Annotated in this window: 19 protein-coding genes; 5 read left to right on the forward strand and 14 right to left on the reverse strand. The window is 66.1% G+C overall.

The features are described from left to right. The first annotated feature begins 10 nt into the window (after positions 1-10). The 3 genes from ACWEKM_RS05610 to ACWEKM_RS05620 all read left to right on the forward strand — a co-directional run bounded on the left by ACWEKM_RS05610 (position 11) and on the right by ACWEKM_RS05620 (position 3,102). A complete protein-coding gene (locus ACWEKM_RS05610) occupies positions 11-805 on the forward strand; it encodes an SDR family oxidoreductase (protein WP_451619866.1) in 795 nt (264 codons plus the stop codon). 229 nt (positions 806-1,034) lie between these two features. Continuing rightward, positions 1,035-1,943 carry a phosphotransferase family protein gene (locus ACWEKM_RS05615; protein WP_451619867.1) on the forward strand — a complete coding sequence of 303 codons (909 nt, stop codon included), beginning with the start codon at positions 1,035-1,037 and terminating at the stop codon, positions 1,941-1,943. A 1-nt stretch (position 1,944) separates the two neighbouring features. Next, positions 1,945-3,102, forward strand: a complete 1,158-nt coding sequence (locus ACWEKM_RS05620; protein WP_451619868.1) for a glycosyltransferase — start codon at positions 1,945-1,947, stop codon at positions 3,100-3,102. Positions 3,103-3,118: 16 nt separating this feature from the next. Here the strand turns inward: ACWEKM_RS05620 and ACWEKM_RS05625 are convergent, their stop codons facing one another. Further along, a complete protein-coding gene (locus ACWEKM_RS05625; RefSeq protein WP_451619869.1) occupies positions 3,119-3,841 on the reverse strand; it encodes an FAD-dependent oxidoreductase in 723 nt (240 codons plus the stop codon). After that, positions 3,745-4,218 (reverse strand): FAD-dependent oxidoreductase, encoded by a 474-nt coding sequence (locus ACWEKM_RS05630; RefSeq protein ID WP_451619870.1) that lies wholly within the window; start codon positions 4,216-4,218, stop codon positions 3,745-3,747. The genes ACWEKM_RS05625 and ACWEKM_RS05630 overlap by 97 nt, the downstream gene beginning before the upstream one ends. A gap of 255 nt (positions 4,219-4,473) precedes the next feature. Here ACWEKM_RS05630 and ACWEKM_RS05635 point away from each other — a divergent pair, with 255 nt between their 5' ends. Beyond that, positions 4,474-5,526 carry a hypothetical protein gene (locus ACWEKM_RS05635; RefSeq protein WP_451619871.1) on the forward strand — a complete coding sequence of 351 codons (1,053 nt, stop codon included), beginning with the start codon at positions 4,474-4,476 and terminating at the stop codon, positions 5,524-5,526. Positions 5,527-5,559: 33 nt separating this feature from the next. Here ACWEKM_RS05635 and ACWEKM_RS05640 read toward each other — a convergent pair whose 3' ends face one another. The 9 genes from ACWEKM_RS05640 to ACWEKM_RS05680 form a co-directional block, all read right to left on the reverse strand. Next, entirely contained in the window at positions 5,560-6,411 is an 852-nt protein-coding gene (locus ACWEKM_RS05640; protein WP_451619872.1) for a glycosyltransferase family 8 protein, read from the reverse strand. Next, the gene (locus ACWEKM_RS05645) at positions 6,408-7,688 is read right to left on the reverse strand and encodes a hypothetical protein (protein ID WP_451619873.1); all 1,281 of its coding nucleotides are present in this window, start codon (positions 7,686-7,688) and stop codon (positions 6,408-6,410) included. The genes ACWEKM_RS05640 and ACWEKM_RS05645 overlap by 4 nt, the downstream gene beginning before the upstream one ends. Continuing rightward, complete coding sequence (locus ACWEKM_RS05650; protein WP_451619874.1) at positions 7,688-8,953, reverse strand: FAD-dependent oxidoreductase; 1,266 nt, start codon at positions 8,951-8,953, stop codon at positions 7,688-7,690. Before ACWEKM_RS05650 ends, ACWEKM_RS05645 begins: the two co-directional genes overlap by 1 nt. Next, a complete protein-coding gene (locus tag ACWEKM_RS05655) occupies positions 8,950-10,302 on the reverse strand; it encodes a class I adenylate-forming enzyme family protein (protein ID WP_451619875.1) in 1,353 nt (450 codons plus the stop codon). Before ACWEKM_RS05655 ends, ACWEKM_RS05650 begins: the two co-directional genes overlap by 4 nt. A 76-nt stretch (positions 10,303-10,378) precedes the next feature. Next, a complete protein-coding gene (locus tag ACWEKM_RS05660; RefSeq protein WP_451619876.1) occupies positions 10,379-10,660 on the reverse strand; it encodes a hypothetical protein in 282 nt (93 codons plus the stop codon). 93 nt (positions 10,661-10,753) lie between these two features. Then, complete coding sequence (locus ACWEKM_RS05665) at positions 10,754-12,166, reverse strand: class I adenylate-forming enzyme family protein (RefSeq protein ID WP_451619877.1); 1,413 nt, start codon at positions 12,164-12,166, stop codon at positions 10,754-10,756. 222 nt (positions 12,167-12,388) lie between these two features. Continuing rightward, positions 12,389-13,171 (reverse strand): ABC transporter permease, encoded by a 783-nt coding sequence (locus ACWEKM_RS05670; RefSeq protein ID WP_451619878.1) that lies wholly within the window; start codon positions 13,169-13,171, stop codon positions 12,389-12,391. Between the two features lies 1 nt (position 13,172). Further along, the gene (locus ACWEKM_RS05675; RefSeq protein ID WP_451619879.1) at positions 13,173-13,940 is read right to left on the reverse strand and encodes an ABC-2 family transporter protein; all 768 of its coding nucleotides are present in this window, start codon (positions 13,938-13,940) and stop codon (positions 13,173-13,175) included. Further along, positions 13,937-14,809 carry an ABC transporter ATP-binding protein gene (locus ACWEKM_RS05680; protein WP_451619880.1) on the reverse strand — a complete coding sequence of 291 codons (873 nt, stop codon included), beginning with the start codon at positions 14,807-14,809 and terminating at the stop codon, positions 13,937-13,939. The genes ACWEKM_RS05675 and ACWEKM_RS05680 overlap by 4 nt, the downstream gene beginning before the upstream one ends. A gap of 304 nt (positions 14,810-15,113) precedes the next feature. On the opposite strand from ACWEKM_RS05680, the gene ACWEKM_RS05685 reads away from it, so the two are divergent. Beyond that, positions 15,114-15,890 (forward strand): glycosyltransferase family 8 protein, encoded by a 777-nt coding sequence (locus tag ACWEKM_RS05685; RefSeq protein ID WP_451619881.1) that lies wholly within the window; start codon positions 15,114-15,116, stop codon positions 15,888-15,890. Between the two features lie 183 nt (positions 15,891-16,073). Here ACWEKM_RS05685 and ACWEKM_RS05690 read toward each other — a convergent pair whose 3' ends face one another. The 3 genes from ACWEKM_RS05690 to ACWEKM_RS05700 form a co-directional block, all read right to left on the reverse strand. Further along, complete coding sequence (locus ACWEKM_RS05690; protein WP_451619882.1) at positions 16,074-17,099, reverse strand: transcriptional regulator; 1,026 nt, start codon at positions 17,097-17,099, stop codon at positions 16,074-16,076. Positions 17,100-17,708: 609 nt separating this feature from the next. Continuing rightward, a complete protein-coding gene (locus ACWEKM_RS05695) occupies positions 17,709-17,990 on the reverse strand; it encodes a hypothetical protein (RefSeq protein ID WP_451619883.1) in 282 nt (93 codons plus the stop codon). After that, positions 17,987-19,126, reverse strand: a complete 1,140-nt coding sequence (locus ACWEKM_RS05700) for an anion permease (protein ID WP_451619884.1) — start codon at positions 19,124-19,126, stop codon at positions 17,987-17,989. The genes ACWEKM_RS05695 and ACWEKM_RS05700 overlap by 4 nt, the downstream gene beginning before the upstream one ends. Positions 19,127-19,386: the final 260 nt, after the last annotated feature.

Consider the following 19,386-nt stretch of genomic DNA (forward strand, 5'->3'; position numbering starts at 1 on the left):
ATCCCCTCCCATGCCGAACGTCTCACCCACCAGTCCCCGACCCGTCGCTCTCGTCACCGGTGCGGGCGGACGCACGGTCAACATCGGCGCTGCCGTGTCCCGTCGCCTGGCCGAGACGGGCTGGGACGTCGGCTTCACCTACTGGCACCCCTACGACAACGACCAGCCGTGGGAGCCCGAACCCGACGCGCCCGACGCGCTCGGTCGCGAATTGGAGGGCCTGGGCGCCCGATACACCTCCATGGAAGCAGACCTCGCGGATACGGCCGTCCCCGCGACCGTCTTCGACTACGTCGAGAACAACCTTGGGCCGGTCAGGGCCCTGGTGATGTGCCACTGCGAACAGCAGGACCTGAACCTCCTCACCACGACCGTGGAGAGCTTCGACCGGCACTTCGCCGTGAACGCCCGTGCCGCATGGCTGCTCATCCGCGAGTTCGGGCGGCGCTTCAAGGGCACGGCCGGCGACACCGATCCCGGGCGCATCATCGCCTTCACCGGCGACCATGTCGTCGGCAACCTCCCCTACGGCGCCAGCAAGGGCGCCCTGGACCGCATCACCCTCGCCGCCGCCCACGAGTTCGCCCATCTCGGTGTCCGCGCCAACGTCATCAACCCCGGCCCCATCGACACCGGTTGGATGACAGATGAGGTTCGCGCCTCCTGCCGCGAACAGACACCCGCCGGTCGCCTCGCCGGCCCCGAGGAGCCCGCCGATCTCGTCGCCTTCCTATGCTCCCCACAGGGCCGGTGGATCAACGGCCAGCATCTCTTCAGCAATGGCGGCTTCCGCACCGCTCTCTGATCCCAGCCGGGGAGATCGAGTCATGCCCGCCATGAAGAACTGCCGCAGTGAACACAGGACTTCGTGTCGCGTGATCGCTATGCTGCGACCATGGCAGGTGGTCGCGGCTCGGATGCGGGCAAAGGCGGCGGCATCCGAAACAACAGACCATCGGTAGCTCCTGGGTACGCATCGCTGCCCGCCGGGACGGATCCCCGGACTCTTTCAGTCACGAGAGGGAGTCGCTTTTATGTCGGCTGACTTCGTACCAGCGATTCTGGAAGAGTTGCGGTTGACTCCCCAGAAGCCCGATGTGCCCTTGGAAACCCGCTCCGGCGCCTGGGTCCTCGCCGTGCTCACGGCCGACGGCCAGGCCGCCTACCTCAAGGCCACCCCCGCCCCGCTGGATACACAAGCGATCGCGCAGGCGCGGCGAGAGCTGCGCTTCTACCAGAATCTCGCCTCGATCATGCCGGTGCGCACGCCGGGGCTGCTCGCGTGCCGGGACACTGAGGACGGGGTGGCCGTGCTGCTGGAGGCAGTGGGCGAAACGAATCCGGCTGCGGTGTGGACAGCGCCCATGTGGGCGGAGTTGGGTCGTGCACTGGCTCGCCTGCACACCATGGCGCCACCGAAAGGTGCGGAATGGAATCGGCCCGATGTATTGAAGGAGGCTCTCGCCGAACCGGACCTGGACCGGATCAACGATTTCTGGGGTGGCATGCTCCCGCAGCTCACCGAACTCCTCGCCCGAAGAAATGAGTTGTCGGACGAGATCAGTGCGCTCCAGCCCGTCTTCACCCACGGCGACTGTCATGTGGGGAACCTTCTGCACTCCGCGGGATCACTGGTCCTGTGCGACTGGCAGCAAGCCGGCATCGGCCGGGCCGTCTCCGACCTGTCGTTTCTCAGCGTCCGCGCCACACCCGCAGGCGTGACGATTCCCTCCGCGCTGATCGACGCGTATCTGGAGAACCGGCCGTCCGAACGCGGGATTCTGCGCCACGCACTCGTGGCGGAGGAACTGGGCACTTTTGTCTTCCTCTGGCCGCCCTTCGCTGCCTTCAACAGCCGCCTGGGGATCACCCGCGTCCGGCACAGGACTCTCGCACTCGCCGAGCAGTGGCTCGACTCCAAGACAAAGGTGAATGGAGCCTGATGTGAGACTGCTCTTCATGCCCTACCCCTCGACTTCCGGCACCTGGGGCTGCACCGTCTACCACTTGGCCATCGCCCAGGAAGCCAAGCGGCGCGGTCATGATGTCGTGTTCCACGCCTGCCCACCCAGTTCACGCCTGCTGGTCCAGAACGGTTTCGAGGTACGGTCCTTCGACGGGGCGGTGGGCAGCTCAGAGACCAGTGCCGTCAACAACATCTACGACGTGTTCACCTTGCTCGGCCTGGACGATCCCGGTTACTGGCAGTATTTACTGGAACGCGAACGAGAAGTCATCGAGGCCGTCCGTCCCGACGTCCTGATCGCCGGCATGCGGCCCACCGCCACCATCTCCGCCCGGCGTTTCGGGATCCCACTCGTCGGCCTGGCGGCGGTCGGCACCGATCCGCGGCTGCAAACACCTCCTGCCGATCAGCCGTTGGACGCATTGGCGCGGAAGGCCGCCCAACCGTATCTCGATCAGCCGGTTGATTCCTTTCCCGACCTGTTGTTCTGGTTGGCCGACCACAGGATCGCCACCAGTTTCGAGCAGTTCGAACCGGAACTCAGCGACATCCCCGGCCTGCCGTATGTCGGATACCTCAACGGCACCAACCGCAGGGGGCTGGAGGGTCTGCCACCGCGTCCAGAACGCCTGGTGGTGGCCTACCTGAGCACCGTCGGCTGGAATTCCGCGGCCATGGTCCGGTCACTGGCCCGCTCCGCCGCGCTCGCCGGTGTCACCATCTGGTGTGTCACGAACGCCAACGGAACGACGGAATGGGTGGACGACCGCCTCAGACTCTTCGACTATCTTCCGCTCGACGCACTACTGCCCGAGTGCAGCGCTCTCCTCTTCCACGGGGGGCAAGGGACCTCTCTGGCCTCCCTGTTCCATGGGATTCCCGCCCTTGCCTGTCCCGGTCAGCACTACGAGCGCCAGTACAACGCCGACCGTATCCAGGCTCTTGGGTGTGGCATCCACGCTTCCGTCCTGGACCTCCGTCCACGTGTGCTGTCCGGTTTGCTCGCACGGCTTGTCGACGAGTCAGCCTTCAGTGCCGCGGCGAGCCATGCACAGAGTCTGCTGCGGGCCCTGCCGGGAGCCGCCGGTGCCGTGGACGCCATCGAGAGCGCGCAGGGGTGCCGCGCCATGGTCTGAGAGAGGGTGCGCCTTCTCATGCAGGGTGCTCGACCCGCACTCCGTTCGGCACAACATGTCCCTCGAACGCCGCGGCGACCCGGCCGGCGATGGCCGGGGCGAACTTGAAACCCACCCCTGAACACGCCACCAGGGTGGCGATCCGGGGAGACACCCACCGCAGAACGAAGGAACCGTCCGGCGGCATGGTGTACGAGGCGGGGATCGTCACCCACTCGGTGACCTCGCCGAGTCCTGGCATGTGTCGCCGTAGAGTCCCGATATCGCGCAACCAGGTCACCCGGGCCAACTCCGCGGCGTTCATCCGGTGTACGGCCGCGGGCAAAGAGAAATGTCCGAACTGGAGTCTGCTCCCCGGGCCGGAACCGAGAGGGATGGCACAGAATCGGTCGGCCTCGTCGTGGATGAGGTAGAAGGCGTCCTCGTTGGGCGCGGACAGTCCTCCGCTGAACGTGGCCACCTGCATATATGCGGGCTGGACCCGCAGTCCGGGTATCCGGGCCCAATCCGGAAGTTCCGTACTCCATGCACCGGCGCAGACCAATACCTTCTCGGCTTTGCATTCCTCATGGCCCACCCGCACCGTAACCGGGGCGTCCTTTCTGGTATGTGTCCCGGACAGCACGGCCTTGTGTCCAAAGGTCAACTCGGCTCCCGCAGCGATGGCTTCGTCACGCAGGCCCGGACGCTCGCGGGGGCGTCCAGCAGACCGCACGCGCTGTCCTTCCGAGCCACCCACCCCGGTCGAACCGCAACCCCATTCAGGAGGGGATCGTCAGCGGCGAGGTGACGTAACTGTCCCGCCGCCGCGGCGGACCCGCGGCGCTCGCCGCCCGGCTCGACGATGACGCCGGGCGCGGGCCGCAACAGGGGCTTTCCCCGCACCCGGGACAGCGCCTGCCAGTGCTCGAACGACTCCATGGCCAGGGGTGCGAGCCGGGCCTGCTGCGGATCGGCCAGGCGCACCATTCGCATCGGGCCACGCGAGGCACCTCGAACCTGGCCGTGCCGAGAGTGTTCCACTCCCAGCACTCGCCACCCGCGTGCCGCCAGCTCGCGAGCGGCAGCACTTCCGTGAACGCCCAATCCGATGACGATGACGTCGGCGGACTTCACCTCGGCACTCCCTCCGTCGTCCACAGAACAGGCACATTCGAACAAGACCCGATCTGGATATACTCAATTCGCGCACGATTGCCCTCACCAGCATAGTCGCGAGAATGGACCCTTATGAACAGCGAGACGGTCGGTCAACCCGGTGGTGAGAAATTTGTGCAGACCATCACGCCGCTTGATATCGGACGGATTCCGGTGCGGGTGCGTTCCGCCACTCTTTCCTATTTCGGAACGAACGTGGCACGCCTGCTCGGAATGAAATCCGAGGCCCTGCACCAACGCCTCGGCAACTCGCCCTTCCTGCATGCTCTCAGGGCCACCCCGCTGGGCACCGCCGCGGTGATCATCATCCCTTTCAGCTACCGGGACATGGTTCGCCAGGCTCAGCGCGGCGCGAGCTACGCCCGGACGGCCGTGGACATGGCCTTCGCCATGGGGGCTGAGTGTGTCTCGCTGGCCGGGCTCCTCGCATCGGCCTTGGACTACGGCGAGAACCTCGGTCTACCGCAGGACCGGCTCACCACCGGACACGCGACCACGGCGGCTTCGATCCTCAAGACCGTCGAGGCTGTGCTTGCTTCGGTGGGCCGTGCGTGGCGGACGGAGTCGGTCGCGGTCCTGGGCGTCGGTTCCATAGGCCATGCCACGATCGCGGCGGCACTGGCCCAATTCGGCACCCCGCGACGCCTGATCCTGTCGGATCTGGTCTCCAAGGAAGCCGAGGTCCGGGAGTTGAGCCTGCGCCTCCAGACAGATCACCCGGGGCTGGAGGCGTCGTTCGTGGACGCGGCCGGCGAGGAGAACGAGCTGCTGTACCGGTCCAGTCTCGTCATCGGCTGTACGAGTACACCGAACGTCTTGCGGGCGGACCGCCTGCGGCCGGGATGCATCGTCGTCGACGACTCCGTGCCGCACTGCTTCGATGTCGAACGTGCCCTGGTCCGGGCGGCCGAGAAGAGGGACGTCGTGCTCGCCAACGGCGGCATCGTTCGCTTCCGGGAGCCCTTCCGTACGACGCAGTACGCGCCGCCGTTGTTCCATGACGAGCTGGGCTGGGCGGCCGGCGTCAGCCACGAGTCGGACCTGACCAGTTGCGCCCTGTCACCGCTGCTGATGTCCCACGATCCGGCCCTGCCCGCGACACTCGGCAAAGGCGCGTCCATCTCCGCCGTGTCGGCGAACTCCCGTGCGTTCGACCGGTTCTCCCTCACGGCGCCGCCGGTCCGATGTGCCGGAAGGTCCCCGTCGGCCGCTTATCTGGCCCAGTTCGCGGAGCGTTTCGGCGAACCCGGCACCTCGACGCCCTGACTGTCCTGAGCTGTTGGCCTGCGCCGCACTCCGTCATCCCTGACGGCGGGTGGGTCCGCGCGGCCAGTCGGTGCGCGCGAGATACTCGTAGAACTCGTCCAGGCTCAGCCTGACCCTGTCCTCGCTCGGCCGGGCCGCCAACCAGGGCTTCACCGCGGTCAGATGCCGGATGAAAACCCGTTCCGGTGCCGCACTGAACTCGTTGCTCATGATCCATTGCTGGGTGGTGACATTCCAACCGGCATCCAGTTCGACCCACTTGTCGGCGCAGACGACATTGAGTGCGCCTTGATCCATGATCTGGTGAGCCCGCGCCACGGCCTTTGAACGCCGCCCGATCTGCTCGCGGAACCATCGCCGCGTGTCGATCGCCAGGACGCCGGAGTTGAACCGGCGGCCCGGTGCGGCGCCTGCCCCGGACAGCCGTCCCGTCCCGCGGTCGAAGAGCGTGTAAGTCCGGTCGTAGACGGCCCCGAGGGCCTTGTCCGCCAAGTCGGTGGCGAGCAGGCGCCGGATGTCCACGCGGACGACGGTGTCAGCGTCCAAGTACACGCAACGCGTCGGATCGACCAGCTCCGCAGTGATGGTGAAGAGGGCGAACGCGGTACGGCTGATCCGCGTGCTCACCCCTTGTCCGGAATGCTTCGGCAGCATCTCGGTCCGGATGTCGACGAATTGCAGGGCCTTCGGACAGGGCACGGAGTCCAGGACGCGCCGTTTGCCTTCCGGTGATACCCCGTCACACAGCACGGTGACGGTCAACGAGGCCGCGTCGGTGTTCTCCTGGAGTGAGCGCAGGGAGACCGAGAGTGGGATCAGGTACTGCTCGTCACTGACATAGACGACATCGGCCGGGCGCACTGCGTTGTTCGACGTCATTGTCATGGCAGCCGTTCTTCTGCGGGCCGCGACAGCATGGGCAAGGGAAGCACCCGCCATGTCGTCCCGTCCCGGAAGCGCACGTCGGTGTCCGGTGCGACGGTGGTGGGCAGGCCGGCGAAGCAGAGTTCCCGACCGGCCCTGGGGGAATATCCGGATGAGGTGACGTACCCCTCGGACGTTTCCACCGTGTCGCTGACGAAGCGTTCTCCGATCGACCGCCGAGGTGCCGTGGAACTCTTCGCCATCAGCCCGCCGACCCACATCCGGCCGCCGAACCGATCCGGGTTCCACAGCGCCTCACTCCCGATGAACGCGCTCTGTTTCCTCTTCGTGACGAGGTAGCCGAGGCCGGCGTCGCGAAGATATGTGCCGCGGTGGATGTCCAGCGGGCACAGGTAGAAGGCGAACTCCGGGCATTCGAGTCGGAATGTTGCGAGGATGTCCCAACCGCATGGTGTGTACCGGCCCGGGTCACTCATCATGTCCCGCCAGGCCGTGTTCATCACCTCTGGGGTTCCCCACAGCTCGATGCCGATCACCGTGCGGACGACCCAGGCGTCCGCGCCCCAGCGGGTGCGGACCCGCATACCGCGAAAGGTCCCGAGCTTGTCCAGGCGGTTGGCGAACTCGTCGCTGAGCAGCAGTGACATATCCCGCAGACGGCCTGCTCCCTTGATGTTGAAGGAGCTCAGCTCGGCCTCTTCCGCATGTGTGTCCGGATAGGCGTCGATGGCGTCGTGCAGCCAGGTCGGCGGGCGGGTGTCACCCCCCACGGACACCGTGAACGATTCCTCGCCGTCGCGGAGAACGACACATTCCGTGTCCACTGTCCCCTCCGGCGTTGTGAAGATCGCGAAGGTCGCCTGCCCGACCTCCAGCACATCGATGCGTCGGGGGGTGAGGAGATTCAGGACGTGCGCGGCGTGCGGTCCGGTGATGGTCAGGTAGTACATTCCGCCGCAGGGGAAGACGCCGGCGCCATGGGTCACCGCCTCGTACTGCTCGTCGAAGGTGACCCCCGCCCAATTGCCGACCGACGCCACATTGCCCCCGAGCACGCAGTACGACGTCGGCTCGCCGTACTTTTCGGCGATCACGCTCAGGGCGTCACCGGGGTCGTTGCGGCGCAGGGTCGGCGGGTTCCCGAGGAGTGCCGGGTGACGTGGGGGGAGCGTGCGCCAGGTCCATCCGTCGATCAGTGGGCTGCGCAGTTCCGAGTCGAAGCGTGGTGCCACTTCCCAGGGGAGTGGCACCGGACCAGCGGATATCTGATGCCTCATCATTTCTCCTTTACCTGGCCTACTGTCCGACGGACTGTGTCGAGAATCGCGTCGAGTTTGGGTTCCTCGGCCGCATGGTCCCGCTCCGCTGCCTGCAAACTGTCCACGGAGAAGGCGACCCGGTTGTATATCGGCTGGAACTGCCCCGTGAAGTATTTGCCGAGCAGCGCCCGCAGATCGTGGCGAAGGGCCGACGTCCGATCTCCCATATGGAGACTCAGCTCGGCGTAATGCTGATCGGTGAGGCGGGCGAGGCAGTCCATCTCGGGCCGCCGGACGGACTCGAATCGCCGGCCCACCTCGGCCCAGTCGGCGCTCGGGTGTAGCAGAGCGGCGAGTTCGCGGGCGTCGGCCAGTGCGGCGTTGGCGCCTTGGCCCAGGTAGGGAGCCGTGGCGTGGGCCGCGTCCCCGACGACACACAACCGGCCGGCATGCCATACCGGGCATCTCACCACACGTACCTCGTCGTGGTTCCGCAGTGAGGCCACGTACTCATCCCGAGACAGCCGCAACTGCGGGGCGAGGGCTTGGAGTTGCTCGTAGTCCGGAAAGGTGCCGCCGCCGGTGACGAACAACAGCACCGTCTTGACCGTGTTCCGGTTGGGGAACGCGATGAGCATGATCGGAGACTGTGGCCACACGTCCACCGCGTCAGGGATGGAGCCGGGCCAGGAATCCGGCACCTTGAGTTCGAGCCATCTCGTTGTGGTCTTCAGCGGCTCGGCGCCGTGGGCTCCGGTGGCTTTGCAGATCGCCCGGCGCACCGCCGAGTTCAGCCCGTCCGCTCCTACGATGAACTCTGCGCGCAACCGTGTGCTTCCGGACTCGTCCTGCTGAACGACGGCTGTCCCGTCCGGCTGGGCATCGAGCAGGCGCTCGCCGCACCGCATGGTGATGCGCTCCTCCGCGAGCACCTCGTCCAGCAGCAGACCGACAAGATCGTTTCGCCGTAGTGAGAGGATCGCCTCACCGGCGTCGCCGTAGGGCTGAATCGTGGACTCTCCGGAGCGCTGATGGATGTGCCGCGCCTTTGCGGTCACGCTCAGCTCCGTAACCCGCTCGGCGAGACCCAGCCCACCCAGCGCGGCCAGCCCACGAGCCCCAAGAGTGAGGTTGATCGAGGGGCGACCGGAGACCAACTGGTCGAGCGTGGAGCGCCGTTCGGATATCCGCACCTTCACCCCGCGTCGGGCCACGCTGAGCGCCGTGGCCAAACCGCAGATCCCGGCGCCGATGACCAGGACCTCCGCTTCCTCTGTGCTCATTCCGCCTCCCCGGTACTCAAGCGCACCTTCCCTGTGGCGGTCCTCGGGATCTCTTCGACCACGCGTACCTCTCTCGGAACTTCCGCATCGCGTAACGCGCTGCGGCAGAAGGCGATCACTTCCTGTGGCGAAGCGGTCAGTGTTCGGGCTTCCGCAAGGAGGACCGGCACAAGCCCCAGACGTTCGTGTCGGCCGGCCACCAACGCGAAGTCGCCGAGACCGGGGCACCGGCTGATGATGTCGCGGACCTGGGCGAGGTCGACGTTCTGTCCCGCAACCTGCATCACCTCATCGAGTCGGCCGGAGATGGTGAGGCGACCGTTCCGAAGGAATCCGAGGTCGCTGGTGCGGATCCTCCCGGGGAACGGTTCCAGCTCACCCATGCGCCGGTACCCGGCCGCGCAGCCGGCGCCGCCGACGCTCAAACGTCCTTCCCGGCGGTCAGGGCCGAGCGGTTCCACCGTGATCTCGACTCCGTCCAGTGGTTGGCCGACCGTGGTGCGCAGTGCGTCCGGGTCGTCGTCGGTGTTGAGCGTCACCGTGCCTGCCTCGGCGAGACAGTAGGAGCTGCGGGGAGGGACGCCGAGTCGTGCCCGGACCCGGTCGAACGTCGCGCGGGGCAGCGGGGCCGAGCTGCAGATCGCCCACCTGAGAGTGCTGTGATCGACCGGTCCGGCCGACCTCGCCAACACCTCGTACATGTACGGCACCCCATAGATGAGCGTGGGGCGCGTCACCTCGATCTGCTTGCGGGCCGACGCGATGCGCGGGCCGCTCAGTCGGCCGACGTGGACCACCGCGTCGGCCAGCAGGCCCGGCAGAACGACCATGCCGAGCACTCCGGCGAGGGACAAGGACAGGGGCGAGTAGAGGACGTCACCCTTCGTGAGTTCCAAGCGGTTCGCTATGGCTCGCACGTTGCTCGACAGCGCGCCGTGTGTGAAACTCACGCATTTCGGGTCGCCGGTGGTCCCGGAGGACGCGATGTCCAGGGCGATATCGCCCGGCACACATGTCTCAACTCCGATCGTGTCGGCGCCGCCCGCCAACAGGGCGGCGAATGTGCCCCCTTCACCGGTGGGCGGCGGCTCGCTTCGGACGACGAATGTCACGCCCCCCTGCCGAACGACGGAATTCATCTCGGTTCGACTGGCTGAACCGCTGACAACGGTCGCTCGCGCGCCGATCCACCAAGTGCCGATGAGTACCGTCAGAAGTTCCGCGCCGCCGCCGTCGTCCACCAGGGCGATGCCGTCGCCGCCCCGTACCCCACGGGCCCGCAGGCCGGCGGCCGCCGTGCGCGCCCCGGCGACCAGGTCGGCGGCGGACAGCCGGATTCCGTCCACCACGACCGCGCCTCGACTCGCGCGGACCAACTCCAGAAGTGTTTCTCGCTGCATTTCCGTGAAGCCCCCGTCTGCCCCGCTACCCCTTTTGCGTTCCCTCCGCCGGTGCCCGGTCCGTCAAGGCCCGAATGGATGTGACGAGGTCATCGACCGACTTCCACCAGTCCGAACTCGTCTCCATGATCCGGTCGGAATCGATGTCGAACTCTTCCTCGAGAGAGACCAGAAGTTCCAGGACCTGAAGAGAATCAAGGTCATTGAGATGCTTGATGCCGGGCTCCGGGGCATGGCCGATGATCTGTTCGACCACCGCGAGAATTCGCTCACGGATGCCATGCTCGTCAACGGGCTGGTTCGCCATTAGCGTTCACTCCAATAGGTGGGAACCCGATCACTGAGGGGAACTGGTACTGGTTGCGTACTCTTTCGGCCGCCGGTGCCACGTCCCGTCGAGTCAGTCGAAGCGGACGTACTGCGGCCTGACCGGCTTTCCGTGGACGTCCTTGGTGATGGTGGCAACGATCTCGAGCTTCTGCGGAACCTTGGTGGAGCTGAGCTGCTCGCGGCAGTAGGCCAGAAGGTCTTCGACCCTCGCCGGTCGACCCACGACGACGTGCGCCACCGGGATCTGCCCGAGACGTTCGTGGTTCTCGCCGAAGACGTATGCCTGCGTGACAGCGGGATGCCCCATGAGGACGCCTTCGAGCTCCTGTGGATCCAGCTTCGCGGCATCGAAATGGATCTTGTGATCGTTGCGGCCCGTCAGATGGAGATAGCCCTGTTCGTCCAGGTGACCGACATCGGAGCCGACGACCCAGTCGCCTTGGAAGACCGCCGCGGTCCCCTCCTCCGGATCGTTGCGGTAACCCGTGGCTGCGAACGGGCTCCTCACCCGGATTCGGCCCGCCTGACCGGCCGGCAGGACACGGCCGTCGTCTCCCCTGATCTCAACGGTGACTCCGGGCAGCGGCCGGCCGACGGACCGAGCGAGCAGTTCGGGATCCTCGGTGTCGTTGTAGGCGATGGTCCCTGACTCACCGCTGCACATGACGTTGCGCACGGCGACGCCCGTGTCCCGCAGCACTGTGCGGATCGTCGACGGCCGCAGTCGCGCCGATGTCGTCAATGCCAGGCGGACGCTCTTGAGTTGATGGGGATCGGGTCGTCCACGAGCGGCGAGTTCGTAGGTGTAGGGCGTCCCCGAGATCACACTGAGGGACTGCTCGCTGATGGACTGCCAGAACTGGCGCGGCGAGTGGAGGGGAACCCGGACCACCGTGGCCCCCGCGCGGATCGCCGGCAGCACGGAGGTCGTGGACAGGGCGGTGCTCATGGCGGTGACCCGGTCGTCCGCCGTGAGGCCGGTCACCCGTACCAACTGGTCAAGATCCTGGCTCAGTCGGCTCACCGGACGCTCGACGCAGGTCGAGCGGCCCGCCGCCCCGCTCGTGAAGGTCAGCAGCGACGCCGTGGACTCGGCGAAGCCCCATCGGTCTCGCGGACTGTGCAGCAACGTGGAGAACGCCATGGACTGCGGTAGGTCCGGTGACCGGTCGGAGATGGTCACACACGGGCCGCACGCGGCCAGCGCGAAACTGAGTTCCCTCGCCTTGAGATACGGCGGGACCGCGGCCACCCGGAAGCCGAGCGACCAGCCGGCCAGGGTGAGCGCGAGGGATTCCGCCAGACCTGGATGAGAGACGACGATGCATAAGTTGTCTTCCGGCGGCAGTGTGCGTTGCAGTCCACCGGCCAGGCGGCGCGTCAGCTCGATGAGTTCCCGGTACGAAATCGTCCGTGTCTCCCCGACAATGGCGGGACGCTTGTCCCCGGCATGTTCTGCTATTTCCTCCACGATGCCTGCCATCAGCGGCTCCTCGATTTCCTGTTGAACCTGTTGCGTGCCTTCTGTTCCCGCCGGCCCTCCCGGCGTAGTTCATATCGGCGATCCTTCGCCAAGGTCGCGTCTCCCCAGATCGTATGGGTGTCGCAGTGCCCTAACAAGGTCTGATCCGTGCCGCGACTCGATTACCGGAGAGCGCCGATGTGACATCAGGACGGCGGAGAAGGTGAATATTCCGTTCGCCGGCTAAGAAGTGGCACCGGTGTACCGTTTGAGACCCTGCTGGAAGAGCCCGATGGCGAACAGCACAAAGCCGGCGGTCAATGCCAGTCCAGTCGCCAGAGTAGTACCGGGGCTGGTTCCCTTCAGCGCTGCGGCAGGCAAGGTGATCATGCCGGCGAGTGGAATCAGATAGGTGACGACGCTCCGCAGGGGCTGCCGATAGACCTCGGCGGGATTCCGGCCGATGTCCCACAACGACGCCATGAGAGGACTGAGTTCGAAACGGCCGGCCCAGAACCCCAGACAGGCGATCGCGAGGGACAATGCCCAGGCGATCGCGATCGCGCAGCAGGTCAGGACGACGGCGACGACGACGGCCACGAGGCCCGGGCGCGTGGGCAGCCCGCCGATGCCCACCGCGACGATACCCGCGCCCAGCAGGGACTGGCCGAGTGCGAGCGGAGCATGATCACGACAGGTGGTGGTGAACCAGCTCGGCGCCGGCCGCAGCAGGGCCTCATCCAGTGTGCCGTCCCGGATCGTACTCACAAACGTCATCAGACTGGGATCGATGAAGGCCGCGCGAATCCCCGAAACGATCGCGAACATTCCGACGAGGACGAGCGCCTCCGGCTTCGACCAGCCCGCCAACCGATGGGTCTGCTGGAACACCGCGAGCGTGGTCACCAGCGCCGTGACAATTCCGATGACCGACTGGCCCAAGTCGAAGGCGAGATTGACTCTGTGTGCCAGAACCCTGCGCAGTGAGAGCGAGAAAGTGGCGCACAGCAGTCGCAGCAGCTTCATGTCAGCCTCCCGCAGCGGTGTAACGCATCAACCCTCGCCGCCACAAGGTCACCGCCAGGACGCCCAACAGGACGAGCCACATACCTTGTACGGCGACCCCGGCCGCGGCGGTGCCCGTGGAGAGTCCGGCAGTGGTGTCAGCGGGTAGGCCGACCATCGAATAGAACGGCAGGAAGCGAGCGATGACATCCCACCCGGAAGGCAGTAGGTCGATCGGTACGGCATTTCCTCCCAGCAGAAATGCGAATGTGGTCGCGAATCCGGTGATCGCATGCACACGCTCGGTCCAGAATGCCGTCATCGCCAGGCACCAGGTGAAGAGGAACCGTAAAAATCCGGCCCCAAGCCATGAGGGCAGGGCCATCAGCAGGTCCGTGAAATTGAACGTCACTTTGGTGACTGTCGCCATGAGCAAGGCGGCCGGCACCGCGAAGATGCTGATCCATACGCGAATGGCGATGTTCTCCCCGAACGGCGCGAGGACGACGGGTTGTGGCTTGACCAACTCGTCGGCGAGGGTCCCTCGGTAGATGGCCTGGGAGAACGTGTGGTTCTCGTACGAGGCTGTCGTGGCGACGACGAAGATGAGCGCGACGTAGTACGTGGAGACATGGGTGGAGTCGGGGAACACGCTGCGCCACACCGCCAGTCCCACGAGCGGAGGGAGGACCTGGCCGGCCGCCAGAGCGAAGACGAACCACCAGGACCCCGACCAGCTCAGGACCTGGCGTACGACGTGCAGACGGAGCAGCCTGGCCAGCCGGGTCATCGAACCTCCGCTTCGCTCCGCCGGTAGATCTCGTCCATCAAGACGTCGAGGGGCGCTTCCTTGATGCTGACGTCCAAAACCGTGGTGTCCGCCAGCAGTCTGCTGACCACTGCCGGGACGTCCTCGCGTGCGACGCTCAACTCGCAGCGTGTGTCGTACCTGGTGGCCTCGATCCCGGCGGGCAGTTCCGCGCCTTCGGGAAGCCAGACCTCGATGAGCTTGTCGCGTTGGACTCTTTTCGTGAGCTCGGCGAGGCTGCCGTCGTAGACCTTCTTTCCGTGGTTGACCAGCACCACACGTGGACACAGCTCGGCCACATCGGCCATGTAGTGGCTCGTCAGGAGCATGGTGGCACCGGTGTGTGCCACATACCTCCGCAGAAAGGCACGAGTCTGCACCGCCGCCGAAACATCCAGACCGATGGTGGGTTCGTCCAGGAAGAGGACGGTCGGCCGATACAGCAGGGCCATCGCGAGGCCCGCCCGCATCCTCTCGCCGAGCGAGAGCGCCCGTATCTGACGGTTGAGAACAGGGCTGATGCCCAGCAACTCGACCAGTTCGTCAAGGTTTTCGCTGAACTGCCGTTCCGTCAGGTCGAACACGAGTCGCTGATAGCGCAGTGAGTCCATGACGGTGAGTTCGGGGGTGTTGCCCAGTGGTTGACTTCCGCGTACCAGGGCGATGCGGCGCAAGTGTTCGGGTTTCCGGTCGAAGGGTTCCTGGCCGAGTACGCGCGCTTGTCCCTCGGTGGGTTTGAGGATGCCCGCGAGGATCTTCATCAATGTGGTCTTGCCGGCTCCGTTGGGTCCGATCAGGCCCACGGACTCCCCTGCTGTGATGTGCAGATCGACCGAGGACAGAGCCTCCACATTCCTTGTTTGCCGCCGCCAAAGACTCCGGAGAGCCGCTCCGAGACTTGCCTCCCGTACCGGGACCCGATAGGTCATCGATAGCCCGACCGCATCAATGCAGGGTTCAGTCGTGAGCATGCGCCAATCGTACGAGCGGGGCACCGTGGTGACAACCGGATTGATCTTCGATACCGGGTGAACGGGTATTCTTGCGGCTCACCTTGACGTGCCGCGATGGTCGCCTGCGAGAATCACACTCCACGCAACCGACGATTTATGGCGCGACCCGACCAACTCAATCCCTGGAGCCCTGGAGAGGTCAATGCACCTGCTTTACAGCGCCAACAGGCCGTATCTGTTTCCCATGGCCGTCTCTCTCTTCTCGGCCATGCAGAATGCCAGTTCACCGATTTCCGCGACGATAGCGGTGGAAGCGATCGACACGCGCTGCCAAGAAGCCCTGCGTTCTCTGTTTCGCGACATGGACGTGCGGTTCAAGAAACTTCCTTCACATCAGGAGGGCGTGAAATGGCCGGTCGCCATGTTCGCCCGCCTGCTGATCGACAAGCTCGTCCCCAAGTCAACGGAAAATGCCCTGTACCTCGACAGTGACACCATCGTTCTGGGGGATGTGAGCGAGCTGGCGGGATCAATCCCTCAAGACAAGATCGTCAGCGCGGTGCAGGACGATTTCGCCAATCGAATGCACGGCTGGTCGGCGTACTTCAACTCCGGAGTGATCTCCGTTCACATCCCGGCCTGGAAGGCCGCCGGCGTGGGGCCAGCCGCGATGCAACTGGTGAGCAGAGAGGAGATGTCCGACCAGCACGCACTCAACACCGTGCTGGCCGGCCGGTGGGCACCGTTGGATCCGAGGTGGAACGTCATGACTCACTTCTACGCGCCGAGCGTCCGCTGGGAGTATGCGACCGATGCGCGCCAGCGGCCCGCCATACGCCACTTCACCGTGCACAAGCCTTGGCTCTCGGAGCGAAAGGGGATGGGCGCGTCACACTTCCATGCCGCTGCGGCCGGGCTGCACGAACTCGACGCCGACGCATGGGCCGTCCTCAAGGAAGCGGCCACCGAAGCCCACTGACGGCGCTCATGGCACCGGTCCGCCCGCTCCGTGCGCGTCGGGCCGACGCTGTTCAACTGCTGGAAACGAGCAGTTGAACAGCGCGGGACGTCTCTTCGCTGCCGAGACACGACCCCGTTCCCGTGCTGCCGTCCACACGGCCGTGGCCGACCCACTGCGGGAACCCGCGCTCGTTGTCAGCGCTCACTGGCTCTTGGTGACTCGTGCCAGTTCGTCGCCCAGTGCCCGCCAGACCTCGGCATAGCCTTGAACGATTTCCGCTATCGAGCCGCGGCAATGCGCCGGCAGACTGTCGACGATCCGCTGCTTCTCCTGAGCTGCGATGGCGCAGGCGTCAAGCATGCGGAGCACCGTTCGCCCGACCTCGTTGAAGCGCAGCGAGGGATCCCTTCGGAGCCTTTCGGACAGTGCCACCAGTTCGGACAGCGACTTGGCGACATCCGTGGGCCTGGCTCCGCCGGCCTGTTCGACGACAGTGGAGCCGCGCCGGCCCTCCGATGGCCGCTGCCGTGCGGGGAGCGGGTCGACGCCGCGCCGCAGGCGGTCTCGGACGTCGGCCGCCGTGGCGGGCGAGATGCCGGCCTCCTTCGCGATCTGACGCAGTGAGGCATGAGGGTTCCGCTGTATCAGTTCGCTCGCGCGTACCCGCCCTTGTGCGCCGTCGACCGGTCTCGACCGACCGTCGCGGCCCAGCCTGGCCTGCGGAGCGTCGGCCCCTGCCGCCCGGTGCCGTATGTCGGCCACCTTCGTCGCCGACATGCCGGCAATGGCGGCGACCGCCCGGTCCGACCAGTGCGGGTGGGACAAGAAGATCCGTTCCGCGGCCAGCACGCGATCGGCTGTGGACAGCGGCAGCCCGTGGGCCACGTTCACCGCTACAGACAGCGCAAATATTTCGTTGTCGGGTCCTTCGTCGAAGTAAGCTCGAATGTGGTGCTCACCACGCAGCACGGCCGCGCGAATACGATGTCTGCCATCAATGACTTGCATTGTCCCTCGATGGACGACGATCGGGGGCAGGACGGATTCCGCCTCGGCAAGTGCTTCGACATGCTCGACTTCTTCACCGAGGCGGCGCGGGGAATCCGCCTCCATCAGCGAACTGATCGCCACGAGTTCGACAGGTGACGACCGTATCTCCTGTAAGCGTTGCTGCACCGACTGGAACGGATCGTTCGCACGATTTCCTTTTTCTTGAACAGAGATCACCCATATTCCTTACCGCAGGAAGCGGCCAAGCCGTCCCACTTGCGTCCGTTACCTCGATATGGTGAACCACTCGCTCGGCACATCCGGCGCGCATAGCCGCACGGGACAACTAGGAAACATGTGAGGTTCATGGGTTGCGGGGAAGCGATCCGAAAGTCGCCGCACCGGCGGTCACTCGGCCCGCGAGGGATCGGCCCGTGGTGTCGGGCGCCCGTCAGCCGGAAAGGGGCCGTCTGTCAGGGGAGTTGGCGCCCAGAACACGGTGGCGGTGTCGTGGAGGCGGCTGCTCGCCTCCGGTCACGGAAGGAGGCCCTGCGGCCGACCTGTTGGTGTCGTGGGGTCTTGACGGTGGCGTCCGAAAGAGCGATACACGGCACCTCTCAAGCGGTGATGAGGGGCGATGCGGGGCTACGTTTGATCGTTATAAGAGGCTAACCCTCAGCTCAGAGCACTGGCAATCCCCTTGGAACGCTCAAACCGCTCGGCCCTCACGACCGTCCTACGTTACTCACCGGTGGCGTAGCCGCGCTCGACGTATCCGGGCCCTGCTTGCGGGGTCCGATGCCCCGACCGGCCGGCCGCCCGGATGCGAGCCCCGCAGCCGCCGTCTCAATCGGGGACGATGATGTCGATTCCGTACGCCGCCACCGCGAGGCACGCGGCGAAGCACAGCACCGCGGCGCCCGCGGCCACCCGCGTCTGTCCACCGCCCGCCGAAATGCCGCGCAGGCCACCGGCGCGGTTCCAGGCCACGATGGCGAGCGAGAACAGCACGACCACCACGATCGTGACCCCGAAGCTGGCCAGGGACACCTCCCCGAGGTTGTCCCACTTGATGTCCATCGCGCGCTCCTTCTGCGCCTGCGGGAACCAGCGGACTGGGGTGATCACCTGGCGGACGGGCCGGTGAGTTCACGTTCCCGGGGCGGTACATCGTTGACATTGTCCGGGTTGACCGGCCGACGCCGGGACAGCACGTAGAAGCCGGTCGCCGCGGCCACGGCCACGCCTGCCACCAGGGCCACCCCCAGGTCGCCCTGGTCGGCCACCCACGCCGAGACCCCGCCGACCGCTGCCGCGGCCGGCAGCGTCAGCACCCACGACACCGCGATCCGCCCGGCCACGCCCCACCGCACCGTGGCCAGCCTGCGGCCGAGCCCCGAGCCCAGGATGCCGCCGGTGCAGACCTGCGTGGTGGACAGCGCGAACCCCAGGTGCGACGAGGACAGGATGACCGCCGTCGCCGTCGTCTCGGCGGCGAAGCCCTGCGGGGCCTGGATGTCGGTCAGGCCCTTGCCCATGGTCCGGATGATCCGCCAGCCGCCGACGTACGTGCCCAGGGAGATCGCCAGCCCGGCGCTGAGCACCACCCACCACGGCGGCTGCGAGCCGTGCGGGAGGAAGCCGGTGGAGATCAGTGCGAGGGTGATGACGCCCATGGTCTTCTGTGCGTCGTTGGTGCCGTGGGCCAGGGCCACCAGGGAGGCCGATCCGACCTGGCCCGCACGGAAACCCTTGTTGACCCTGCGCTCGGCGGTGCGCCGGGTGATCTCGTAGGCCAGATACGTGGCGATCAGGGCCACCACACACGCCAGGATCGGCGAGGCGATCGCCGGAATCACGATTTTCTCCACCACCTGCGTGAACTGGATCGCCGATCCGCCCGCTCCCACCCACACCGCACCGATCAGTCCGCCGAACAACGCGTGCGACGAACTGGACGGCAGTCCGAAGAGCCAGGTCGTCAGGTTCCACAGGATCGCGCCGACCAGACCGGCGAAAATCATGACCAGGGAGACCTTGGAGTCGTTGACGAGCCCGTTCGAGATCGTCGAGGCCACCTCTGTGGAGAGAAAGGCACCAGCGAGGTTCAGCACGCCCGCGACCGCGACGGCCACTCGGGGATTCAGTGCCCCCGTCGCAATGGATGTCGCCATGGAATTGGCGGTGTCGTGGAAGCCGTTGGTGAAATCGAAGGCCAAGGCGGTCAGCACGACCGCTATGAGCAGGAAGGAAAAGCTTTCCACCGCCGACGGCCTCCCACTCGATACGTCGTACGAGTAGCTGAACGTCCTTCCCCCGCCCCACGCCGACGCCCTGCCCAAGCCGCCTGAGTACCCGACGTGTCGGCCGCGGAGGCCCACGATGTGTCGGCCACGGAGGAATCCGCACAGGTGACAAGGGCCCGCGCGGCAGCGTGTCACCGCATCCCTTTCGCTATCCATCCTGACGGCGCCGCCGCGACACGCAACCCGAGCGCCAGGACTCTGCTTGAGCACGTGCCGCG

This window comes from Streptomyces sp. NPDC004752 (assembly GCF_053601275.1).